Annotated in this window: 20 protein-coding genes; all 20 read left to right on the top strand. The window is 40.8% G+C overall.

The window, feature by feature from the left end; translation table 11 throughout:
- Positions 1-2: 2 nt before the first annotated feature.
- Positions 3-1,079, top strand: coding sequence for an Ldh family oxidoreductase (locus HZA10_06065; protein ID MBI5195867.1), 1,077 nt, complete (start codon positions 3-5; stop codon positions 1,077-1,079).
- 137 nt (positions 1,080-1,216) lie between these two features.
- Entirely contained in the window at positions 1,217-1,954 is a 738-nt protein-coding gene (locus HZA10_06060) for a hypothetical protein (protein ID MBI5195866.1), read from the top strand.
- Between the two features lie 140 nt (positions 1,955-2,094).
- Complete coding sequence (locus HZA10_06055) at positions 2,095-3,468, top strand: glycosyltransferase (GenBank protein ID MBI5195865.1); 1,374 nt, start codon at positions 2,095-2,097, stop codon at positions 3,466-3,468.
- A gap of 11 nt (positions 3,469-3,479) precedes the next feature.
- Entirely contained in the window at positions 3,480-5,390 is a 1,911-nt protein-coding gene (locus tag HZA10_06050) for a hypothetical protein (GenBank protein ID MBI5195864.1), read from the top strand.
- A gap of 60 nt (positions 5,391-5,450) precedes the next feature.
- Positions 5,451-6,368: an SPASM domain-containing protein gene (locus HZA10_06045; GenBank protein ID MBI5195863.1), complete on the top strand. Its 918-nt coding sequence runs from the start codon at positions 5,451-5,453 to the stop codon at positions 6,366-6,368.
- A complete protein-coding gene (locus HZA10_06040; protein MBI5195862.1) occupies positions 6,365-7,996 on the top strand; it encodes a hypothetical protein in 1,632 nt (543 codons plus the stop codon). The genes HZA10_06045 and HZA10_06040 overlap by 4 nt, the downstream gene beginning before the upstream one ends.
- Positions 7,983-9,554 (top strand): B12-binding domain-containing radical SAM protein, encoded by a 1,572-nt coding sequence (locus HZA10_06035; protein MBI5195861.1) that lies wholly within the window; start codon positions 7,983-7,985, stop codon positions 9,552-9,554. Before HZA10_06040 ends, HZA10_06035 begins: the two co-directional genes overlap by 14 nt.
- Before the next feature lie 45 nt (positions 9,555-9,599).
- The gene (locus HZA10_06030; protein MBI5195860.1) at positions 9,600-10,544 is read left to right on the top strand and encodes an NAD-dependent epimerase/dehydratase family protein; all 945 of its coding nucleotides are present in this window, start codon (positions 9,600-9,602) and stop codon (positions 10,542-10,544) included.
- Positions 10,541-11,314 carry a glucose-1-phosphate cytidylyltransferase gene (gene rfbF / locus HZA10_06025; GenBank protein MBI5195859.1) on the top strand — a complete coding sequence of 258 codons (774 nt, stop codon included), beginning with the start codon at positions 10,541-10,543 and terminating at the stop codon, positions 11,312-11,314. The genes HZA10_06030 and rfbF overlap by 4 nt, the downstream gene beginning before the upstream one ends.
- Positions 11,315-11,316: 2 nt before the next feature.
- A complete protein-coding gene (rfbG, locus tag HZA10_06020; protein ID MBI5195858.1) occupies positions 11,317-12,423 on the top strand; it encodes a CDP-glucose 4,6-dehydratase in 1,107 nt (368 codons plus the stop codon).
- Between the two features lie 12 nt (positions 12,424-12,435).
- Positions 12,436-12,873: a dTDP-4-dehydrorhamnose 3,5-epimerase family protein gene (locus tag HZA10_06015; protein ID MBI5195857.1), complete on the top strand. Its 438-nt coding sequence runs from the start codon at positions 12,436-12,438 to the stop codon at positions 12,871-12,873.
- Between the two features lie 56 nt (positions 12,874-12,929).
- Positions 12,930-13,823 carry a glycosyltransferase gene (locus HZA10_06010; protein ID MBI5195856.1) on the top strand — a complete coding sequence of 298 codons (894 nt, stop codon included), beginning with the start codon at positions 12,930-12,932 and terminating at the stop codon, positions 13,821-13,823.
- Positions 13,824-14,879, top strand: coding sequence for a DegT/DnrJ/EryC1/StrS aminotransferase family protein (locus HZA10_06005; protein MBI5195855.1), 1,056 nt, complete (start codon positions 13,824-13,826; stop codon positions 14,877-14,879).
- 25 nt (positions 14,880-14,904) lie between these two features.
- On the top strand, positions 14,905-16,041 hold the full coding sequence (locus HZA10_06000; GenBank protein MBI5195854.1) for a GNAT family N-acetyltransferase: 1,137 nt from the start codon (positions 14,905-14,907) through the stop codon (positions 16,039-16,041).
- A 40-nt stretch (positions 16,042-16,081) separates the two neighbouring features.
- Positions 16,082-16,858, top strand: coding sequence for a polysaccharide deacetylase family protein (locus tag HZA10_05995; GenBank protein ID MBI5195853.1), 777 nt, complete (start codon positions 16,082-16,084; stop codon positions 16,856-16,858).
- On the top strand, positions 16,828-17,802 hold the full coding sequence (locus HZA10_05990; protein ID MBI5195852.1) for a glycosyltransferase family 2 protein: 975 nt from the start codon (positions 16,828-16,830) through the stop codon (positions 17,800-17,802). Before HZA10_05995 ends, HZA10_05990 begins: the two co-directional genes overlap by 31 nt.
- Before the next feature lie 133 nt (positions 17,803-17,935).
- Complete coding sequence (locus tag HZA10_05985) at positions 17,936-18,565, top strand: YdcF family protein (protein MBI5195851.1); 630 nt, start codon at positions 17,936-17,938, stop codon at positions 18,563-18,565.
- Positions 18,566-18,617: 52 nt separating this feature from the next.
- Complete coding sequence (locus HZA10_05980; GenBank protein ID MBI5195850.1) at positions 18,618-19,628, top strand: Gfo/Idh/MocA family oxidoreductase; 1,011 nt, start codon at positions 18,618-18,620, stop codon at positions 19,626-19,628.
- 16 nt (positions 19,629-19,644) lie between these two features.
- Complete coding sequence (locus HZA10_05975) at positions 19,645-20,307, top strand: N-acetyltransferase (protein MBI5195849.1); 663 nt, start codon at positions 19,645-19,647, stop codon at positions 20,305-20,307.
- A 9-nt stretch (positions 20,308-20,316) separates the two neighbouring features.
- Positions 20,317-21,420 carry a DegT/DnrJ/EryC1/StrS family aminotransferase gene (locus tag HZA10_05970; protein ID MBI5195848.1) on the top strand — a complete coding sequence of 368 codons (1,104 nt, stop codon included), beginning with the start codon at positions 20,317-20,319 and terminating at the stop codon, positions 21,418-21,420.
- Positions 21,421-21,425: the final 5 nt, after the last annotated feature.

Below are 21,425 nucleotides of genomic sequence, written 5' to 3'. Positions count from 1 at the left end.
ACTTGTCTGACAGTATTAAGAAATTCAGCACTGATAGAATATACAAATTCTTACAATCTGTATTAAAGGCTGTGAATGTCAGAGATGATGTTGCCGTACATGTAGCGGACGGGCTGCTGAACGCCTCGCTGAGAGGCGTTGATTCACACGGCATAAGACTGCTGCCTCATTATATTGCCTCAGTTGAAGGGGGCCGGCTCAATCCCAATCCGCAGTACAAGTTTGAACGCACGGCTTCTGCGGCAGGCACTTTTGATGCGGACCATACCTTTGGACATGCTGCAGGCATTGAAGCCATGCGTAAGGCTGTGGATATGGCAAGGGAAGCAGGCGCAGGACTTGTTTCGGTTTATAATTCCAGCCACTGCGGGACATCTGCATTCTTTGCCGTTGAAGCGGCAAAAAAAGATTTTATAGGATTGGCATTTACACACGCAAATGCACTGCTGAATACGCCGGGCTCAACACGCCCCTTTTTTGGACTGAACCCTATAGCCATGGCTGTGCCCTGCGAAGGTGAAGAGCCTTTTTGCTATGATTCAGCGCCGTCTGTGATTACATGGAACAGACTGCTGCAGTTACGCCAGGAAAATCTTGATGCGCCTGTTCTTAGCGGTGCGGATGAAAATGGCAGTCCAACAAGTTATTCTCATAAGGTGACACAGCTCCTTCCCATCGGCGGCTATAAGGGTTTTGGACTTGCAATGATTGTTGACATACTATGCGGACTGCTTACCGGGATGAAGGTTGGCAGGGATATTCCGGATATGTATAAGACACCGCTTTCTGAAAAACGCCATCTCGGACAGTTCTACATGGCAATAAAGATTGATGCTTTTCAGCCGCTCGGTTTATTCAAAAAGAGGATGAAAAAACTTATGGATGATATTCGCAATGAGCCGGGAAGGGATGCGGATACCCCTGTAATGTCGCCGGGCGACCCGGAAAAGAAAAACCTTGCGGACCGGACAAAAAACGGCATTCCGGTAAAAGAACTTGATTTAAATGCGTTCAAGGCATTGGCAGAAAAATATAAAATCAAATTTTTTGGTTCTACAGACTTTTCTGTGGGGATATGACCATTTTTCATAGATGTTCTTTCTGTGTCATTCTGTGCTTGACACGGAATCCAGGGCCTTTTAAAAACATCTGGATTCCCGCTTAAGACCTGCGGGAATGGCAAGACCTCGGACATTTATTACACAGTGCTTACTCAATAGTAGAAAGGAGAACGATGAATATTATAGCTATGATTCCGGCAAGGATAGGCAGTACGCGTCTTAAGATGAAGAACCTTGCCCTTATAAACGGGAAGCCCCTTATTTCCTATGCTATTGAGGCGGCAAAGGCTTCAGGTGTTTTCAGCAGGGTAGTTGTTAATTCTGATGATGAAATATTTTCCGATATTGCCAGAAGATACAGCGTTGAATTTTATCTAAGGCCGAAAGACCTCGGTTCATCTGCTACAAAATCAGATAATGTTGTATATGATTTTATGCTAAAGCACCCTTCGGATATTGTTGCATGGGTTAACCCGACATCTCCCTTGCAGACAGGCGAAGAGATAAAGGAAGTTATAGACTATTTCATTAAAGAAAATCTTGATACCCTCATAACTGTTAAGAATGAACAAGTTCACTGTATTTTTAAAGGCAGCCCTGTAAATTTTAAAACTGATGAAATTTTCGCCCAGACACAGGACTTGATGCCTGTCCAGCCTTTTGTGTATTCAATTATGATGTGGAAGAACAAGACCTTTATTGACGCATTTGAAAAAAATGGACACGCATTGTTCTGTGGCAAAATCGGATATCATCCGGTGAGCAAAGAAACGGCTATTATTATCAAAACAAAGGAAGACATCATGCTTGCAGACTATGTAATGAGGGCAAAGGCATCATCCGGCGGTTATGTGATTCAGTATGATGAAATAGTCAAAACCTCAAAAAAGTAATTTACTACAGAGAACGCAGAGAAATAATGCTGAACATTTTAAATTGCAAAATTATCAATTAACATTTCAAATTTTAAATGCTAAATTTGCATTGTTAAATTTACAATGAATTCTTTTATTCGAGAGGAATTTAGATAAGAATGGTATCTATTATTATCAGGACTAAAAATGAGGAAAGATGGATAACCTCGTGTCTGATGGGGGTATTCAAACAGGATTTCACTGATTTTGAAGTTATTGTAGTTGATAATGAGAGCACGGACAAGACAATTGAGAAGGCACAGCAGTTTAATATTGCAAAGGTCATAACGTGCAAGGACTACAGACCCGGGCTTGCCCTTAATATGGGGATACGGGAATCCAGAGGAGATTATATTGTCTGCCTTTCAGGCCACTGTATTCCTATTGACGAAAAATGGCTGTCAAGTTTATTAAATAATTTTGACGACCCGAAAGTGGTTGGAGTGTACGGACGGCAGGAACCGCTTGCCTATACGCCGGATATAGATAAGAGAGACCTCTCAATAATATTCGGCATGGACCGGAGAGTTCAGAAAAAAGACAGTTTTTTCCACAATGCAAACAGCATTCTAAGGAAATCAGCATGGAATGAGATGCCTTTTGACGAGACGGCTGCGAATATTGAGGACAGGATATGGGCGGAAAAAATGCTTCAAAAGGGATATGTAATTGTGTATGAACCTCATGCGAGTGTTTACCACTACCATGGCATTCACCAGGGCGGAGACAAGAAAAGGTGTGCAAGTGTGGTGAATATACTTGAATCGCTGAATCCGGAGACAAAAAACAATATACATGTAGATATTAAAAACCTCAGGATTATGGCTGTTATACCTGTAAAGGGGAAGATTAATTATCTTAAAGGCAAGCCTCTTATAGGGTATACCATTGAACAGGCGCTTGCATCAAAATACATCAAAGAGGTAATAGTGTCTACGGATAACCATGAGCTTGCAAAGCTTGTAAAAACTCTTGGAGCAAGCGCCCCGTTTGTAAGAGATGAAGCGCTCTCAAGAGATTTTGTTGATATTGAGAAGGTGCTTCAGTATTCTTTGAATAAGCTTGAAGAGCAAAAAATATTTCCTGATATTATCGTCTATCTTGAGGAGACATTCCCTTTCAGGACCAAAAAGCTCATAGACAGCATAATAGAGCAATTAATTAAAGAAGGACTGGACAGCGTTATTGCCGCCAGAACCGAATACAGGTCTATATGGAAGCAGGAAGATAATAAAATTGAGAGAATAGACAAAGGCGATATCCCGCGAAAATACAAAGAACCTTCATTTATCGGAATCAAAGGGCTGTGTTCAGTCACGCATCCTGAATTTATTCGCGAAGGCTCCCTGCTCGGCGAAAAAATAGGCATTTACGCGGTGAACAACCCTTACTCGCCGCTTGAAGTGAGAGAGGAAGAAGACTTTAGAATGGCGGAAAGGCTTATTGATTTCTGGATTCACCCGCCTGACCGGCAGGCAGGGAAGTCAGTTTAGCTGCATTAACCTTGAGCAGAACCCTTATCATATTTGAATTCAAAGACGAAGTAGATTCCTTCATCGCCCGGAGGTCTATTGAGGAACTAAGGAAGGAAGACACTTATGTTCTTGCAATTCTCCCTGAGGCACAACTGCAGTTAAAACGCAATGGAATCCGTTTTTTTACCACTTATGAACTTTTTGGAAGAGAAGGGCATGAACAGGCATTACTGAAATCGGATGAGATATACAAATTCTGCGAATCTCTATTAACGATAGAGGATGAACTTAGAATAACACAGGGATATAACATAACCGTTCTCTTTTACCTGAGAACATTTATTCATTATTTTTTATGGCTTATTGAAATTATTTACAGGGCCTGCTTACTTTGGAATATTGAGCAAATAATCGCATTTTCAAGAGACGGCAGCTATTCGCTTAATCCATATTTGTCCGATAGCGAAGGATATGCAGGAACTATCAGCAAGAGGATATCTGAAAAGCTCTGCATAGCACATGAATTAATGCAGGGCGTCCATATAAGCAGGAATCCGGCAGCCGGAGCGGTTAAAAAAAATGCTTCTGATTTATGTAAGTTTCTTATCTATAAATTAATACTGTCGATGAGCAGTCTGCTTAAAGCCCGGCAAATTATTATTGCACCGTCAATGAGTTATAACTTTCAGAGGGTCATCAATGAATTAATGCCGGTATTGCCAGATGCCCGTGTGCTTTATTTGGCAGATAAAAATCCCAGTTCAATACTAAGTTTTTTATTCAGGGCTGATGGAGATATTTTTTTCCCTTTGCCGGTTATTGGCGGCAAAAAACAAAAAAGATTTAAAAAAACAATAAATCAATCGGTACAAAGACTTTGGGAATCAGCGGGCAGCGATGAAATTTTCAGCTACAGAGGGATTAGCGTTAAAGAGATAGTATTTAAAAAAATCAGGGACGACATTGTTTCCACTATTTCTAATATACATAATCAAACCTTACATCTAAACGGGTTTTTAAAGAAATTAAGACCGGCAATTATTATTTCGCAGATGGCAAGGTTTATGAATTATAACCTCGGTGAACTCGCTTCTTTATATAATATACCGTCATTGCTGGTTTCACATGGTTCGCATGTCCCTCCCAAAAACCAGTATGAGATGATGGAATGGAAGGAACACGGTCTTGGTTTAGTGAATACCCGCTATCAATATATTGCCGTTCAATCTCCATGGGCAAGGGCATATCTTCAGGAGATTTCAACACGGAGCACACATATTATTACAGGTCCGCTACTTTTTGCAAAGGTTAACAAAAATGAAAACACGAGGGTGCTTTTAAGAAAAAAACTTCTTCGAGGGTATGAAAATAAAATCATACTACTGCATGCCGATACTCCCAGACTGCATAATGATTTAAGATTTTATGTTTATCAGACAGTGGATGAATATATCGGCAATCTGAACTCACTTATCAGTGCTGTGGAAAAAGTTAGTGATTTACATTTAATTATCCGGTTCAGGCCGAAAGATTATTTATCAAAAAATGATTTAGAGTCTTTATTGGTTGAATCCGATTGTTACGACATCCATACCGAAGGGTCGTTTGAAGAGTATCTGTCCCTCTCTGACATGCTTGTCAGTTACTCATCAACAACGATTGAAGAAGCCCTGCAAAACAGAATTCCGGTTTTGCAGTATGATCCCACAGGTAAATACTGCCACATACCATGTCAGATACTTGCTCCTGAGACAAAGCCTGAGCCGGATTCATGCTATTATGTGAACTCGGCAGATAATTTCCCGTGGGCGCTGAATTGGCTGATTAAAAACCATTTTCATGGGACAGTGCCTGAAGCTGTATGGGCAAAGCATGTTTTTGATGATAAGGAAATAGTAAAATTGAGCGCTTATTTCAAAGATCTGCTCATAAGAAAATAACCGGAATATGAAAATGCTGTATAGTATTTTTAAATAAATCTAAGAAAAGGCGGATTTGAAATGAAATTAATTAACCCGGAAATACGTTTTGAAGTAACAAACAAATGTAATGCAAAATGTATAATGTGCCCGCGCGAGAGGATGACACGGCGCCAGGGCGTCCTCGACCTTAACCTTTATAAAAAAGTTCTGGATGAAGCCGTAGGCGGCGGGGCTAAGCTGGTTTCGCTTGAAAATTACGGGGAAAGCTTTCTGGATCCATATATCTTTGAGCGCGCTGAATATGCAAAATCAAAGGGACTTGAGGTTTACACCATAACAAACGGCTCCATTCTTGATGAAAAGAAGGCGGAAAAGGTTGCAGACCTGTTTGATAAAATACGCATCAGCATGTACGGGACAACAAAGTTAACCTATGAAGGAATACATAAAGGGCTGTCTTTTGAAGATGTCAGTAAAAATGTCGCGAATTTATTTGAGACCCGCCGGAGGGAAAACAGTAAATTAAGGATAGAAATGTATTTTTTATTAATGCCGGAAAATGAGCATGAGATGAAGGATTTTCTCAGGCGTTATGAAGAAATAGCTGATGGCATTTCTGTATGGAAGCCCCATAACTGGGGAGACGGAAGAACATACAGACCCTTTGATGAGAAAAAAACCAGCTGCGGCCGTCCGTTTACAGGGCCTGTTCAGGTGCAGTGGGACGGATTGGCGGTTCCCTGCTGCTTTGATTATGACAGCAAGATTGTTTTAGGCGATTTTAAAAAACAGACTCTGCACGAGGTATTGCATAGCAAAGAGTATAATGCGTTCAGGCAGGCGCACCAGGAAGGGAATTTTTACAAGTTTCCCTTTTGTAATGTATGCGACCAGCTGCATAAAAGAGATGATGTCCTGGTATACACCACGATAAAAAATTCTAAAGTCGGCGCTACAAATACAGCTTATTATAATCTAAAGAAAAATGCTAAATGAAGAATACCCTTCTTTTTAATCCTGTCAGTATTGTTCACGATAGAAGTATAGAAATCTTCAGGCAGTTCCTGCCCGGATGGGATATAAAGTGTGTTTATAACCCTAAGCTTAAATGGTTTTCTGATAAAAAAAGGCATATTAACGGGAACTTTTTTTTAAATGACGGGTATCCCCCGGAAGGGCTGTTTGACAATGTAAAGGCTTTAATACTCTTTTCAGCGCAACCGAGAATGCCTCATCTCAATCTGATTCAGAAAGCTGCACTGCTCGGAGTTCCTGTAATTGCAATTGAGGAGGTACTTCAGATGATGCTGGAGCAGGGTTTTGTAAACGAATATTTTTTGCCTGTTGACCATTTGCTTGTTGCGTCGGAATATGAGCAGCAGAAGTTTATTGAAACAGGGGTTCCCGGCGATGTGGTTGAAACCACTGGGTGCGTATTCAGGTATAAAAAATTATATTCATCCGATTCAAACAAGAAAGAAGCGTTAAGAAAAGAACTAAAGATATCCGACAACAAACTCGTAGCGGTGCTGAGTCTTGCATATCTGACGCCAAGCGGAGAAACTCCTGCAGTCAGGAAAGAGCTGCTTGCGTGCATATCAAAAGGACTGCCTGCGAGATATGAGCTTATTGTTAAACCCCATCCTGCCGAACAGGACAAAAACATCTATGAATTTATAAAAAGGCATGCCCCTGATGCAAAAATTGCAAATCAATATACACCCATAGATCATATTCTGGACATTGCCGATGTGCTTTTTAACCGTGGGAACTCTCAGGTGATTATAGATGCCCTGCAAAGAAATGTGCCGGTAGTGGCAGTGCCGGCGGGAAGGAAAACATTTTTCCATAATCTTTTAGACAATATGATAGTAAACAGCGGGGGGGACATAAAAAATATATTACATATTGTGGAAGAAAGAAAAATGGATGTTTATGCCCCGATATTTAAAACTCATCTTGCTGTTTCCCCTGAACTGGCGCTGGAGAAGACCCTTGACAGAATAAAGAAAATAGCGAATAAAGGAGAATTATACAAACCCGAGGAAAGAATGTCACTGCTCTCAATTTTTTGGGCGTTTACCGGCTGTATGCCGCAGGCTTTAAAAGCATTGTCACTTGCACATAAAAAATTTTCATGCATACCTTTTTCAAATGAAATAGAAAAATTGTTTCTCTGCAGGGTTGACCTTAAAGATATCCTGTTGCTGCAGAAATGGCTTCGTGGCAGTTATATGGAGTGGATACTGCAAAGCCTCTGGATCAGGAAGATATATTTAAGAGGTGAGAAATTGCAGGCTATGGAAAGAGAATGGCTTGCCGATTATCCTCCGCGCATGAACAGAGAGATTTTTCTGCCTTATGTGCCGTTGCTTTACTGGTGCTATATAAGATCCAATATGACAACTGAGGGCAGGAATTTGATTGAATCACTTTACAGCGAGTATAGTTTCATAAAAGATATTGAACGCTGCAAGCAGAATATAGGCAATCATAACAGACAGGATTATGCTGTAATGTATTACTGGCATGGACGCATTGGTTATGCGTTGCAGTTAACTATAAAGACTTTTTTATCTAAGATGAAAATTTTTACTCACAGAAAATACTATGAAGAAGAATAAGATAATTCTGGTAAACCCCGGCACACATTTTCAGGAGATTATGTCATATGGCGCCTATCCGAATACTGCAATAATGGTTCTTGCAACAATACTCCATAACGCAGGTTTTCAAGTCATTGTGGTTGACGGCAGGTATCAGAGGATTGATGAGGCTGTAAACTCTATTCTTAAAGAAATTGACGAAAGAGTTATATTCGTCGGTTTTTCGGTAATGACTGTGCAACTGCCGTGGGCATATCATGTGTCGCAGGCAATAAAGCAAAGACACAGCAATGCAGTGATAGTATGGGGAGGGGTTCACCCAACACTTTTCCCGGAGCAGACCGTTGAAGATAAGGCAGTAGATATTGTAGTGGTAAATGATGCGGCGGCTACGATTATCCCGCTAAGCTTGACATTGTCCGAAGGCGGGGACCTCTCTGGAGTTCCGGGAGTATATTATAAGACTGCGAAGCATTCAATAGTACAGACCCCCCCCAACCCCGTTAAAGATGACCTCAGCAATATCCCTGCCTTGGACTTTTCTTTGATAGACCATCTACGTTATTCAAGAAATAATGTAATAGCTGTTGAGGATTTTTATGGCGATGCATATAAAAACTGCCTTGTGTATCCTATTATAACCGGCATCGGGTGCAGTTACAAATGTACTTTCTGTATAAATGTTATCCTGCAAAAAAGCTATCGTTTTAAAAAAGCCGGTGAAATCATAGAAGAAATAAAGAAACTTATAAAAAATTACAGGGCGGATTTTATACAGCCGCTGGATGAAAATTTCTTCATTAATAAAAAGAGGATTTTTGAATTTGTAGAGCTATTAGAACAGGAAAATATTAATATTAAATGGCGTCCGCAATTGAGGGCAGATTATTTTAGCGACACTTATATAAATGTTGAACTTGCAAAAAGACTGGAGAAATCAGGAATGGTCGTAGCAGCTATGGGTGTAGAAAGCGCCTCACAGCAGATTCTTGACATGCTGAAAAAACAGCTCAAGGTTGAGAATATAATCAAAGCCATGGAGATATTGTCAAAAACCAATATAGTTCCTAAAATGAACTTTATGGTAGGACTTCCCGGGGAGACCGAAGATGAAATTAAAAAAACCTACAGCCTTGCGGTTAAGCTTAGAGGCATGGTGAAGAAAAGCTGTATTACTGTTTCTCCCTTCCGTCCGTATCCGGGGTCCCCGCTTTATGAGCAGGTGGTATCTGAATATGGATACTCGCCGCCCACTAATCTAAGCGACTGGGCAATGCTCTCAAAAAAGGAGTTTATGGAGGGGGTAGGATATGAATCATTTGAAAAATATAAGTGGATCCAAAACTCCGGTAAACTCAAAGCCATGCAGTATGTCTATAACCGCATTGCATGGAATAGACCCAAGAGAGACAGCAAATTCTACTGGAGGATAATCCGGTTTGTTTCATTTATGCGTTTTAATTTTGACTTTTTTGAGTTTGTTTCTTTTGAGAGAGCGGTGCTTGAAAGGCTGTTAAAGATAAAAGAATTTACAACGGCCTTTTTTAGTAAAAATGTTTTGAGCGCCGACAGATAAACGTACAGTTTTAAAACAACATTTTGAGAGGAAAGTTTTTCAGCAGTGTTTAATAACACAGACAAAATACTGATTGCAGGGGGCAGCGGGTTTATCGGGAGGCATCTTGCAAACAGGTGTTCTGAATATACACCGCACATTACCTGTCTCGGATTGACCGGCAACTATAGAGGACAACAAAAATCTCGGAACATGCGGTTTATACAGGCGGATATCAGGAATAAAAGACAACTTAAATCAGCCCTCAGAAACAAGTCGTTTGACTATGTTTTTAATCTTGGCGGTTATATAGACCATACCCCTTATTTAGAAGATGGACGTAAGATAATAGAATCTCATTTTACAGGGCTTATGAACTTGATTGATTGCCTTGATGTAAAAAAACTTAAAGGTTTTGTCCAGACAGGCAGCAGTGATGAATATGGCAATGCGCCTGCGCCCCAGCAGGAGGGTATGCGGGAAAAGCCCATCTCTCCATATTCTTTTGCAAAGACAGCGTCATCGCATTTTATACAGATGCTTTCTAATACAGAAGGGTTTCCGGGTGTAGTTTTAAGATTATTTCTGGTTTATGGACCTATGCAGGACGGCAAACGCTTTCTTCCTCATATTATTAAAGCATGTTTGAAAAATTGCAGTTTTAAAATTTCTGAGGGGAAACAATTAAGAGATTTTTGTTATGTTGAAGATGTGGTTGAGGCCCTGATAAAGGCGGCTGTACTGCCCTCTGCAAAAGGACATATCATAAATGTGGCGTCAGGAGCACCCGTATCTATAAGGCAGGTAACGGAAAAGGTTGTAAGGCTGACAGGAGGCGGAAGACCACTCTGGGGCGCGCATCAGTATCGTAAAGGCGAGAATATGGCATTGTATGCTGATATTAGTCTTGCTAAAAACTTGCTTAAATGGGAGCCTAAAGTAACCTTTGAAAAAGGATTAAAAGAAACAATTGAGCATTACAAAAGTTTTCTGAAAGGAGCAAAATTATGAAAGTGGTAATCTTAGCCGGCGGTATGGGCACAAGGCTTAGTGAAGAGACCATGATTAAACCAAAACCAATGGTTGAAATAGGGAATAAGCCTATAATCTGGCATATAATGAGTATTTACGGGGCCTGCGGTTATAATGAATTTATCATTGCCCTTGGATATAAGGGTGAAATTATTAAAAAATATTTTCTTAATTATTATAACCTCCAGAGTGATCTGACCATTTCACTTAAAACAGGAGAAGTGTCGGCATCAAAAAACTGTTACAGGGAGTGGATTATACAGCTTGTTGATACAGGTTTCGGCAGTATGACAGGCGGGAGGCTGTACAGGTTAAGGGATAAATTAAAAAATCAGACATTCATGCTTACCTACGGCGATGGGGTCTGCAGCGTGGATATTAAGAAGCTTGTTGAATTTCATAAATCACATGGTAAAATTGCAACAGTAACTGCCGTAAGGCCTACGGCGAGATTCGGCGGCATGACATTTGACGGCAGCAGGGTGTTGGAATTTAAAGAAAAGCCTCAGACAGGCGAAGGATGGATTAACGGCGGGTTTTTTATATTTGACTCCAAAGTTTTTGATTATCTTCATGGAGATAACGACATCCTTGAAAAAGAGCCTTTGGAAAATCTTGCAAAAGACGGACAATTAATAGCGTATAAACACGAAGGTTTTTGGCAATGCATGGATACTTTAAGAGACAGACAACTGCTTGAAAAATTATGGGAAGGCAATAATGCTCCATGGAAGGTGTGGAAGGACTGAGGATGAACGTGAGATCATTCGGAAATATATATCGTAATAAGCGGGTACTTGTAACCGGTCATACGGGATTTAAAGGGTCATGGTTAAGTGCGTGGCTCTTAGCATTAGGGGCCAAGGTGGCAGGGTTCTCAATAGATTTGCCTTCAAAGCCGTCAAATTTTGAAGTTATTAATCTTGAAAATAAATTAAAACATATTAAAGGTGATGTAAGGGATTTGAAGAGCTTGAAACGGGTGTTTGATGATTTTTCTCCGGAAGTGGTATTTCATTTAGCCGCACAGGCGATAACGCGCCTTTCCTACGATATACCGCATGAAACCTTCTACACTAATATGGGCGGCACGGTGAATGTTCTTGAATGTATACGAAAATCCAAATCAGTAAAGGCTGCCGTAATAATTACAAGTGATAAATGCTACCAAAATGTAGAGTGGGCCTGGGGGTACAGAGAAAATGACAGACTGGGAGGAGACGACCCTTACAGCGCATCAAAGGCCTGTGCTGAAACAGCCAGTCATTCTTACATTAAGTCGTTTTTCTCCATGAAAAATTCTCCTAAAATTGCTACAGCAAGGGCCGGCAATGTCATCGGAGGCGGTGACTGGGCCTCTGACCGTATTGTCCCTGACTGCATCAGGGCCTTTTCTAAGAAGGAAAAACTTGAAATAAGAAACCCAAAGGCTATCCGCCCGTGGCAGCATGTGCTTGAACCATTGAGTGGATATTTGTGCTTAGGGGAAAATCTTTTGCTCAATAATGAAAAGGCAGCCGGTGAATCGTTCAATTTCGGCCCGTTAAATACCGGCAATAAATCAGTAGAAGGGTTGATGAGGGATTTTGCAAGGATATGGGGAGGCGGCAGGTGGGGTATATCCAAGGGTCATATTAATAAGAAAGAATCAACCTTTTTAAAACTTAATTGTGATAAGGCATTGCATTATCTGGACTGGCATGCGGTGCTTTCCTTTGAAGAAATGGTTGAAATGACTACTAACTGGTATAAAGCTTTCTACGGCGGGAAAAAAGACATGTATAGTTTTACCGCAAACCAGATTGAGGAGTATACAAAATTAGCTAAAAGACAAGGCTTGGTTTGGGTGAAAAAATAATCTTCCACGACTATGATTGACGGTGTAATTATTCAAAAATTAAAACAAATAGCCGATGAAAGAGGAAAGGTTATGCACATGCTTCGCTGCGACTCCCCTCTTTTTACGAAATTCGGAGAGATTTATTTTTCAATTGTTAACAAGGGTGCTGTGAAGGCATGGAAGAGGCACACTAAAATGACTCAGCACTTTGCAGTGCCGGCAGGTGAAATCAGGTTAGTGCTGTATGATAACCGTAACGGGTCAAAGAGCTGCGGAGATATTAAGATTATAGAAATAGGAGAAGATAAGTTCTCTCTTGTCAGAATTCCCCCCCTTGTATGGTATGGATTTAAAGGCATATCTTCAACGCCCTCTGTGGTGGTAAACTGCACTGATTTGCCGCACGACCCTGATGAAACGGAACGCCTGAACGCTTCTGATAAAAAAATACCTTATGTTTGGGATTAAAAGTGCGTAATCATTCACCGGACTATTTAACCGGCAAGCCTAAAGTCAGTGTTATCATGAACTGTCTTAATTGTTCAAAATACCTGCGTGAAGCCATAGACAGCGTATATGCGCAGACTTATAAAAACTGGGAAATAATTTTTTGGGATAATGTCTCAACTGATGACAGCGCGGAAATTGCAAAAAATTATGATGATAAGCTGAAATATTTCAGGGGTGAACAAACGGTCCCGCTTTATGCTGCAAGAAATATGGCTCTCCGACATGCCCGGGGAGAGTTTATTGCTTTTCTTGATTGTGATGATATATGGCTTCCTGCAAAACTTGAAAAACAAATGCCCCTTTTTTCTAAAGAAAGTGTTGGGCTGGTGTATTCCAATACAATGCTTTTAAATCAGAAAACCGGGAATGAAAAAATTCTTTATAAGAAGAAACCTCCCGCAGGAATGATATTCCGCGAGTTATTGGCAGGGTATTTTCTTTCTTTAGAGACAGTTGTTTTACGCCGGAAGTGTTTTGATATGCTGTCTGAATGGTTTGACGGCCGGTTTAATCATGTAGGTGATGCGGATTTGTTTATAAGGGTCGCCTTTGATTGGGAATTGGAATATATTGATGAGCCTCTTGCAAAATGGAGGATGTATGAGGAAAGCTGGACCTGGAAAAAGATTGGTTTGTTCGGGACAGAATGGAGGATGCTGCTTGATAAATACAGCAGTTTGTTTGAGGGTTTCGGTTTACGCTATGAGAAGGAAATTAAAAAAATTAATGCAATGATTTCATATTTTGAGGCAGTGGAGGAGTGGAAGAACAACAACAGGTCCAGGGTCAGGGCAATAGTAGGTCCGCATATGCTCATAAAGCCGAAACTTTTCCTTGTATTTTTATTATCTATCCTTCCATTTGAACAGTTTGTAAAGCTGCTGCGTTTTTTCGGGAAACATCCATAAGTGCCGCTTCAAGAACTCGTTAGACAGATATACCTGCCGCCGCCGGGACACGGAGCGCTGAGGCTTGGAGATTTTTTTGGCAATAATAACATCCGTTTTTTCAGCTACGGCAGGCATGCCTTATTGGAAGGATTAAAAATTGCCGGTGTTGCCCCGGGAGAGAGGGTTCTGATTCCGGGCTTTATATGCAGGGATTTACTGTCTGCCGTTAATTCTCTTGGAGCCAAGGTTGAGTATTATCCTGTAGACCGTTTACTACAACTGTCAGTCAGCCCCGATGCCATGCCTGATTCAAAAGTAATTCTGGCAGTTAATTATTTCGGTTTCCCGCAGGACTTAAGGCCTTTCCGTGATTACTGTAAGAAAACAGGTGCGGTATTGATTGAGGATAATGCGCACGGTTTATTCAGTAGAGATGAAAACAGCAGTTTTCTCGGCACAAGAGGGGATTTTGGTATTTTCAGCCTGCGCAAGACAATTCCCATGCCGAACGGCGCAGCATTGATTCTTAATAATTTAAATGCAGGTTATAATTTAGAGCCTCAAATAGCCTTCAGCCCTTCTGTTGAACCGCTGTCCTTCAGATTAAAACAGCTATTAAGAAAAATTGCGCCATTTATTGGAGTGAGTCTGCTGCAGTTTGTAATATCTTTGAACCGGCACATGAGAAGATTAAGAACAGGCTATGAGATAATGCCTTCTGCAAGTGACGCCGAATATATTCTGCCGGAAGGCCCCTCTCCCAGCTCCGAACTTTTTTCATATCTTTCATCTGTTGATGTCAGTAAAGAGATTAAACGCCGGCGTGAACTTTATATTGCCCTGGAGCCGATTCTTAAGGAAGCAGGCGCTCAGCCGGTATTCAAATCCCTTCCCGCCGGGGTAGCGCCTTATGCGTATCCTTTTTATGCTTCGGATGAACAAACAGGGTCAATAAATAAATTATTAAGAAAATACGGACTTGAATGTTTCCGCTGGCCTGAACTGCCGGATGCCGTTAAATCATCGGCACCCGAACATTATAAAACAATATGGTTTGTCAGCTTTTTATGGTAGCAGGGTTTAACATGGTGATTATCAGATGAAATATCGCTGGATAGAAAATATCGGGGAATATAATGATATTGCCGTGATGTGGGATGAGGCGCTTATCTCTTCCGGCAATTACAATCCTTTTTTACTGTCGGATTTTATTATCACATGGTGGAGGCATTTTCACAACAATCTAAGACTAAGGATTTTTGTTGTTTATGATGACGGGAAGATTTGCGGCGGCTTGCCGCTTTACATAAAAAACGGAGAATTCCGGAACGGTTTTGCCGGAGTTCTGCATTACATAGGCGGGACCGCGGCAAATTATACGGAGCCTTTCTGTATAGCAGACAGCACAAAAATACTGACACTGCTCAAGGACGCATTATCAAAAAGAGATGATTGGGATGTCCTCCGGCTTACTGATGTCAGGGCTGATAATAAATTAGTTGAAGAGTGCCGTAATTGCCTGCCTGATAATAAGTTCAGGTTCTACATGGTACAGGATCATATGAATTGGGCAGTTGACCTTTCCGCCGGGGCAGAAAATTATTTTTCAACCTTATCCAATAAATTTAAAAGAGATCTGAGAAGGAGGCGGAAGCATGCGTTTAAGCATTATGGCGAATTAAAATTAAAAGAGATAACAGGCAGGGAAGAAGTGGAGCGGTATTTTGACATTTACACTGAATTTTCACTCCGGGCGTTTAACGAGAGAAATCAAGGCAGTATTTTTGAGAATAAAAAATATTCAGTTTTTTTAAGAGACTTATTGGTCCTTATGGACCAAAAACAAAGATTATACGCACATGTTCTGTTTGCAGGCGATAAGATAATGGCAGTCAGCTTTGGTTACCGGTTTGGCAAGGGTTTTAATTGGGTGTTGACAAGCTTTAATTATGAATATAAATATGTCAGACCCGGATACCTTCTGATTGAAGAGCTGGTAAAAGAGATATGCAGCAAAGGTGAAACTTATTATAATTGGTATGGTCATGGGCAATTTTATAAAGCTCAATGGTGCAATAAACAGTCTCCTTTATTTCAGTTTTTCCTTGCCAGGCAGACACTGAAGGGATTTTATTATATAACCTTACAGCGTATAAAGATTGGTGCTAAATCCAATAATATGTTAAGAAATATTGTAAAAAAATCAAGAAAAATAATTTATAAGACAGGCTTATAAAATAATTAATGAAGAAATATTTTAAAAAAAGCGTGTGTCTATGAAATGGAAACGTGTTATAGCGGAAGGAATATCAGAAGGGCTTTTTTTTATTAAGGGGCATCAGAATTATCAAAAGGGGCTTCGTATCCTGCTTTATCATTCCATTGATGCGAAACTTCCGCATGACTCATACGGCATCAGCGTTAAAAAAGAAGTGTTTACGCGGCAGATGGCAGCTTTAAGAGGAATGGAAGATATATGCATCGTCAGCTTAAATAACAGACATGTATCTGATACGGCGCTTCAGATAGCAATAACTTTTGATGACGGATACAAGGACAATCTTTATACCGCAGCGCCTATTCTTTTGAAATACCGCATACCGTTTACGGTCTTTGTTTCAACCGCATTTATTCAAAAGAAAGTTCCTTTTTATCTGACGCCGCAGGAACTGAAGGAGCTTTCCTCTGTTGACGGCGTTACCATCGGCTCACATGGCGTAAACCATATCCCTCTCGCGGAATGCGGCGACTCTGCCTTATGGAAGGAGCTGCGGGAGAGCAAAAATTATCTTGAAGATATTACAGGCAAGCCGATTACTGCAGTTTCCTATCCGTATGGTTCTGTAAACCGGCGCGTCAGGGATACGGCGGCAAAGGCGGGGTATATAATCGGCGGCTGCAGTATGTTTGGAATAAACAAGGCGTCACGTGATGCGCTTTTGTTATACAGGACGGAGATGATTGCATCGGACTCTGAGAAGGTCTTTCTTCAAAAACTTTACGGCGCATGGGATTGGTATAAATGGGGTCAAAAAGCTTTAACAGCAATATAACCGCACCGGTTTCAATTGTTATCCCTGTCTTGAACGAGGCAATGACACTGCCTAATCTTTTTAAAGGATTGGAGAATCAAAACCTCCTCCCGGAAGAACTCGTTTTTGTTGATGCGGGGTCTGCTGATGGAAGTTCAGAATTAATTGCTGAATGGTGGGAATTAAACAGATGGGAGAAAGGAGAATGCCGGGTAATTTTACGGCAGGGGGCTTTCCCCGGCGCAGCCCGCAATGCAGGGATTGAAACCGCACGGAGTGAATGGATTGCCTTTCTTGATGCAGGAGTGGTCCCGGCCCCTGATTGGCTGAATGCTCTTTTTAATTATGCGCGCCTGCATAAAATAAAAGGTGTTTTTGGAGTATGCCGGTTTATGGGCGAAAGTGCAATAGAACGCGCCTTTTGCGCGCTTTCATACGGATATAAGGCAATTCATTCTGTTCTCCCGGCATCGTTATTTCACCGTGATATTTTCAGGCAGGTTGGGCTGTTCAAGCCGGATCTCAGGTCTGCGGAAGATATTTACTGGATAAAGGAATATCTGAAAATTTATTCCCCAAAGGAGATATGTGCGGAGGCTGAGGTTACTTATCGTAATTTCCCTGACTCCGCAAGCGCCGGCATTAAAAAATGGTATGTATACGGACTGAATACGGCAAAAGCTGGGGTTTTTAAGAAACAGCAGCTTTTTTATTTTTTAATTTTCGGAATTCTTACTGTTTCTTTTGCACATAAATTTTTATTGGGAGCATCCATGCTGACTGTTTATGCCATAACCCGCGGAGTTATTATCCCTATCAAAAAAAGCGGAACATGGCATTGGTGGAAAGGGAATTTCAGCGCATTTATGGTTGCTGCTTTTCTTGGTGTTTTGCTGGATACGGCAAAGACAGTCGGATTGCTGGCCGGCCATACAAATAGGCTGATAAAATTGGTTTATTCATAAAAAAGTTGAATAACCACAGAGAAAAAGATTCAATGTAAAATTAGCAATGCAAAGTTAGCATTTAAAATTTACATTTTGAAATGATAATTGATAATTTTGCAATGAAATACTCTGCAACTCAGTGGTTTTAATAATGAAAAAAGGCATCCGGCAAATATACTGGATTTCTCTGACCGTTATTATTTTTCTTGGTCTTGCCGCAGGGGCTTTTTTTTATGCGGGGTACTGGCTTCAGAATGAAGATAAGCCCGGGAAGGCTGATGCTATTATTATTCTTTCAGGCGAACTGACGAGGGCATTTTATGCAGCGGACCTTTACAGGCAGGGCTACGCCCCGCAAATTTATATCAGCAAACCGGCCCGTGAGCATGCTGTTCAAATGCTTGATGATATAGGCATTGTTCTGCCGCAGGAAGAGGAAATCTGCCGGAAGGTTCTTTTAAAAAAAGGGGTGCGAGATAAAGATATTCATATATTCAGCCGGCCGTCTCTAAGCACGATTGAGGAGGCTGAAAACTTAAATAAGATGTTCAAAGGACGGCAATGCCGGTTTCTGATTATTACATCGCCTTACCATGTCAGGAGGGCAAAGATGATTTTTAAGAAAACGCTTAAAAACTGTGAATTTAAAATGCTGAGGACCCCTTACGAACCGTTTTCAAAAAAATGGTGGACCAATCAGGATTCAGCACGGAATGTAATCCTTGAAACAGCGAAAATTTTATTTTTTCAGTTTGGAGGCCGTTTCCGTTTTTCACAATAATAATATCAGAATGAATTTCTGCTATAATTAACAGCGAAGGAGAAAAAAATAAATGATTAATGTGGCGGTTATAGGCTACGGTTACTGGGGCCCCAATCTCGTGAGAAATTTCGTTGATAATCATTCAACAGATGTCTCTTATGTCTGCGATATTGATAAATCCCGGTTGAAGATGATTAAACAAAAAAAATCTCAAATTAAATCAGTTGTAGATTATCGCGATATCATCAAAGACGATAATGTACAGGTTGTAGCAATAGCAACCCCTGTATCTACCCATTACAAAATAGCTTATGACGTGCTGAATGCAGGAAAACATGTATTTATAGAGAAACCAATGACATTAAATTCCTCAGAAGGGAAAAAACTCATAGAACTTGCCGAAAAAAAGAATCTGATAATTTTTGTGGATCATACCTTTATCTATACAGGCGCGGTCAAAGTTATCAAAGACCTGCTGACCTCCAATGAAATGGGCGACATTTATTATTTTGATTCTGTGAGGGTTAATCTCGGCATGTTTCAGCATGATATTAATGTAATATGGGATCTTGCCCCCCACGATTTTTCTATAATGGATTATCTTATAGCCGAAAAGCCCGCGTTTATATCTTCAACAGGAGCGAGCCGCATATCCGGGAAAGTTGAGGATATTGCGTATATTTCGCTGCGATTTCAAAGCGGTCTTATCGCTCACTTGCATGTAAACTGGATGTCTCCCGTAAAGATACGTAAAATTATTATAGGATGCAGTAAGAACATGATAGTTTTTGATGATCTCAATGTAGATGAGAAGGTTAAAGTATATGACAAGGGCGTTAAATTAATGAATGTATCAAGGGAGAAGTTATACAGAAACCTTGTGCAGTACAGGATAGGCAATATGTATTCACCGAGAATTGAAAGCACCGAGGCGCTGAAGGCTGAAATAACACATCTTGCGGATTGTGTAATAAATGGCAAGAGACCTGTTACTGACGGGGAAGCGGGTCTCAGGGTCGTGAAATTACTTGAAGCCGCACAAAACTCATTAAGGAAAGGCGGCATTTTTGTAAAAATTTAAACAGCAGATATATTACATGAGAAAAACATCCGACAAAAAAATTTATACCAATGTTGTAATCGGCGCCGGGACACTAATTGACGAGCCGTGCATTATCGGCAAACCGCCGAGGGGGTGCAAATCCGGCGCAAAAAAACTCCGTATTGGCTCCAAGGGACATATAAGACCTTTTTCTACAATCTATGCTGGCAGCGCTATAGGTGACAACTTTGAAACAGGGCAGGGAATTTCCATAAGAGAGGATAATATTATAGGCAATAATGTCAGCGTGGGGACGAACTCTGTTCTTGAGTTCGGCAATAAGATAGGCGACTTCAGCAGAATCCATACCGGATGTTTTCTTGAAATGACGACTATCGGCGAGAATGTTTTTGTAGGACCGAATGTGGTTTTTACCGATGACCCGCATCCTATGGGCTGTCCCAGATATAAGGAGTGCAAAGGCGGGGCATTGGTTGAAGATTTCGCCAGGATTGGAGCAAATTCAACAATATTGCCTGGCGTGAGAATCGGTAAAAATGCACTTATAGGGGCAGGCTCTGTAGTTGTAACGGATATTCCTGCTAACTGTGTGGCAGTCGGGAATCCTGCAAGAGTTATAAAAAAGATTGACGAACTTGAATGTAAGGCTGGTTTTTATGAAAAACCGTATAAATGGCATCCCTACGAAAAAAAATAAAATAATTACATGAGAGAAATACCTTTAGTAGATCTAAAAGCAGGTTTTGAGCCGATAAAAGATGAGGTTATGAGCGCCATTGATGAGATATTAAGCGGGATGGATCTTTACATAGGTCCTAATTGCCATGCGCTTGAAAAGGAATTTGCATTGTATTGCGGGACTAAATATGCGGTTGGCGTGGGTTCGGGAACAGAGGCAATCCAGTTTGCGCTTTTAGCCGCCGGTATAAAAGAAGGAGACGAGGTTATTACCGCACCTCATACTTTTTTTGCCACTATAGAGGCGATTGTATGTATTGGGGCAAAACCCGTTTTTGTTGATATTGAAAATGACACCTTCAACATAAGCCCTGATGGGATAAGAAAAAAAATAACCAAAAAATCAAAGGCGATAATACCTGTTCATATGTACGGGCAGACGGCAGATATGAACCCTATAATGGAGGCTTCAAGGCAGTACGGGATAGATGTAATTGAAGACGCCTGCCAGGCGCATGGCGCACTTTATAACGGCGTAAAATGCGGTTCAATAGGCAGGGCAGGATGTTTCAGTTTTTACTTTACAAAGAATCTTGGCGCATATGGAGAAGGCGGCATAGTTACCACCAGCGATGAAAAAATAGCTGAACTGCTGATACTGTATAGAAATCACGGCCATAAGTCAAAATACGAGCATTCAGTGGTAGGCTATAACGGCAGATTAGATGAGATACAAGCGGCTGTTATAAGGATAAAACTCAAATATTTGGACGAGTATAATAAGAGAAGAAAAGAAAAGGCGCTATTATATAATTCTTTGCTCAAAGATGTGCCCCTTAAACTTCCGGTTGAGGGAAAAAAGATGAGTCATGTTTACCATTTATATGTAGTACGCAGTAAGGAAAGGGATAAACTCCAAGAGTTTCTTAATAAGAAAGGCATCGGCACAGGCATACATTATAAGAATCCTGCGCATCTCCAGAAGGCGCTTGCCGGTCTTGGATATAAAAGGGGTGATTTCCCGGTTGTTGAAAAAGTATGCGATGAAATATTATCTCTCCCTATGTATCCTGAACTAAAAGAAGAAAGCCAGGTTTATATAGCAGAGAAAATAAAAGAGTTCTATGCCTGACAATA

The sequence above is a fragment of the Nitrospirota bacterium genome (genome assembly GCA_016212185.1).
Taxonomy (GTDB): domain Bacteria; phylum Nitrospirota; class Thermodesulfovibrionia; order UBA6902; family DSMQ01; genus JACRGX01.
The sequence above is the reverse complement of the archived record's forward strand: the minus strand, read 5'-3'. Positions and strand labels throughout refer to the sequence as shown.

What these genes read in the sequence shown, in the direction of transcription:
- HZA10_06055 (MBI5195865.1), top strand. Translation starts at nt 2,095, where the DNA reads ATGGTATCTATTATTATCAGGACTAAAAATGAGGAAAGATGGATAACC.
- HZA10_06035 (MBI5195861.1), top strand. Translation starts at nt 7,983, where the DNA reads ATGAAGAAGAATAAGATAATTCTGGTAAACCCCGGCACACATTTTCAG.
- HZA10_06000 (MBI5195854.1), top strand. Translation starts at nt 14,905, where the DNA reads ATGAAATATCGCTGGATAGAAAATATCGGGGAATATAATGATATTGCC.
- rfbF (MBI5195859.1), top strand. Translation starts at nt 10,541, where the DNA reads ATGAAAGTGGTAATCTTAGCCGGCGGTATGGGCACAAGGCTTAGTGAA.
- HZA10_05975 (MBI5195849.1), top strand. Translation starts at nt 19,645, where the DNA reads ATGAGAAAAACATCCGACAAAAAAATTTATACCAATGTTGTAATCGGC.
- HZA10_05980 (MBI5195850.1), top strand. Translation starts at nt 18,618, where the DNA reads ATGATTAATGTGGCGGTTATAGGCTACGGTTACTGGGGCCCCAATCTC.
- HZA10_06015 (MBI5195857.1), top strand. Translation starts at nt 12,436, where the DNA reads ATGATTGACGGTGTAATTATTCAAAAATTAAAACAAATAGCCGATGAA.
- HZA10_05990 (MBI5195852.1), top strand. Translation starts at nt 16,828, where the DNA reads ATGGGGTCAAAAAGCTTTAACAGCAATATAACCGCACCGGTTTCAATT.
- HZA10_06045 (MBI5195863.1), top strand. Translation starts at nt 5,451, where the DNA reads ATGAAATTAATTAACCCGGAAATACGTTTTGAAGTAACAAACAAATGT.
- HZA10_06010 (MBI5195856.1), top strand. Translation starts at nt 12,930, where the DNA reads ATGAACTGTCTTAATTGTTCAAAATACCTGCGTGAAGCCATAGACAGC.
- rfbG (MBI5195858.1), top strand. Translation starts at nt 11,317, where the DNA reads ATGAACGTGAGATCATTCGGAAATATATATCGTAATAAGCGGGTACTT.
- HZA10_06040 (MBI5195862.1), top strand. Translation starts at nt 6,365, where the DNA reads ATGAAGAATACCCTTCTTTTTAATCCTGTCAGTATTGTTCACGATAGA.
- HZA10_05995 (MBI5195853.1), top strand. Translation starts at nt 16,082, where the DNA reads ATGAAATGGAAACGTGTTATAGCGGAAGGAATATCAGAAGGGCTTTTT.
- HZA10_05985 (MBI5195851.1), top strand. Translation starts at nt 17,936, where the DNA reads ATGAAAAAAGGCATCCGGCAAATATACTGGATTTCTCTGACCGTTATT.
- HZA10_05970 (MBI5195848.1), top strand. Translation starts at nt 20,317, where the DNA reads ATGAGAGAAATACCTTTAGTAGATCTAAAAGCAGGTTTTGAGCCGATA.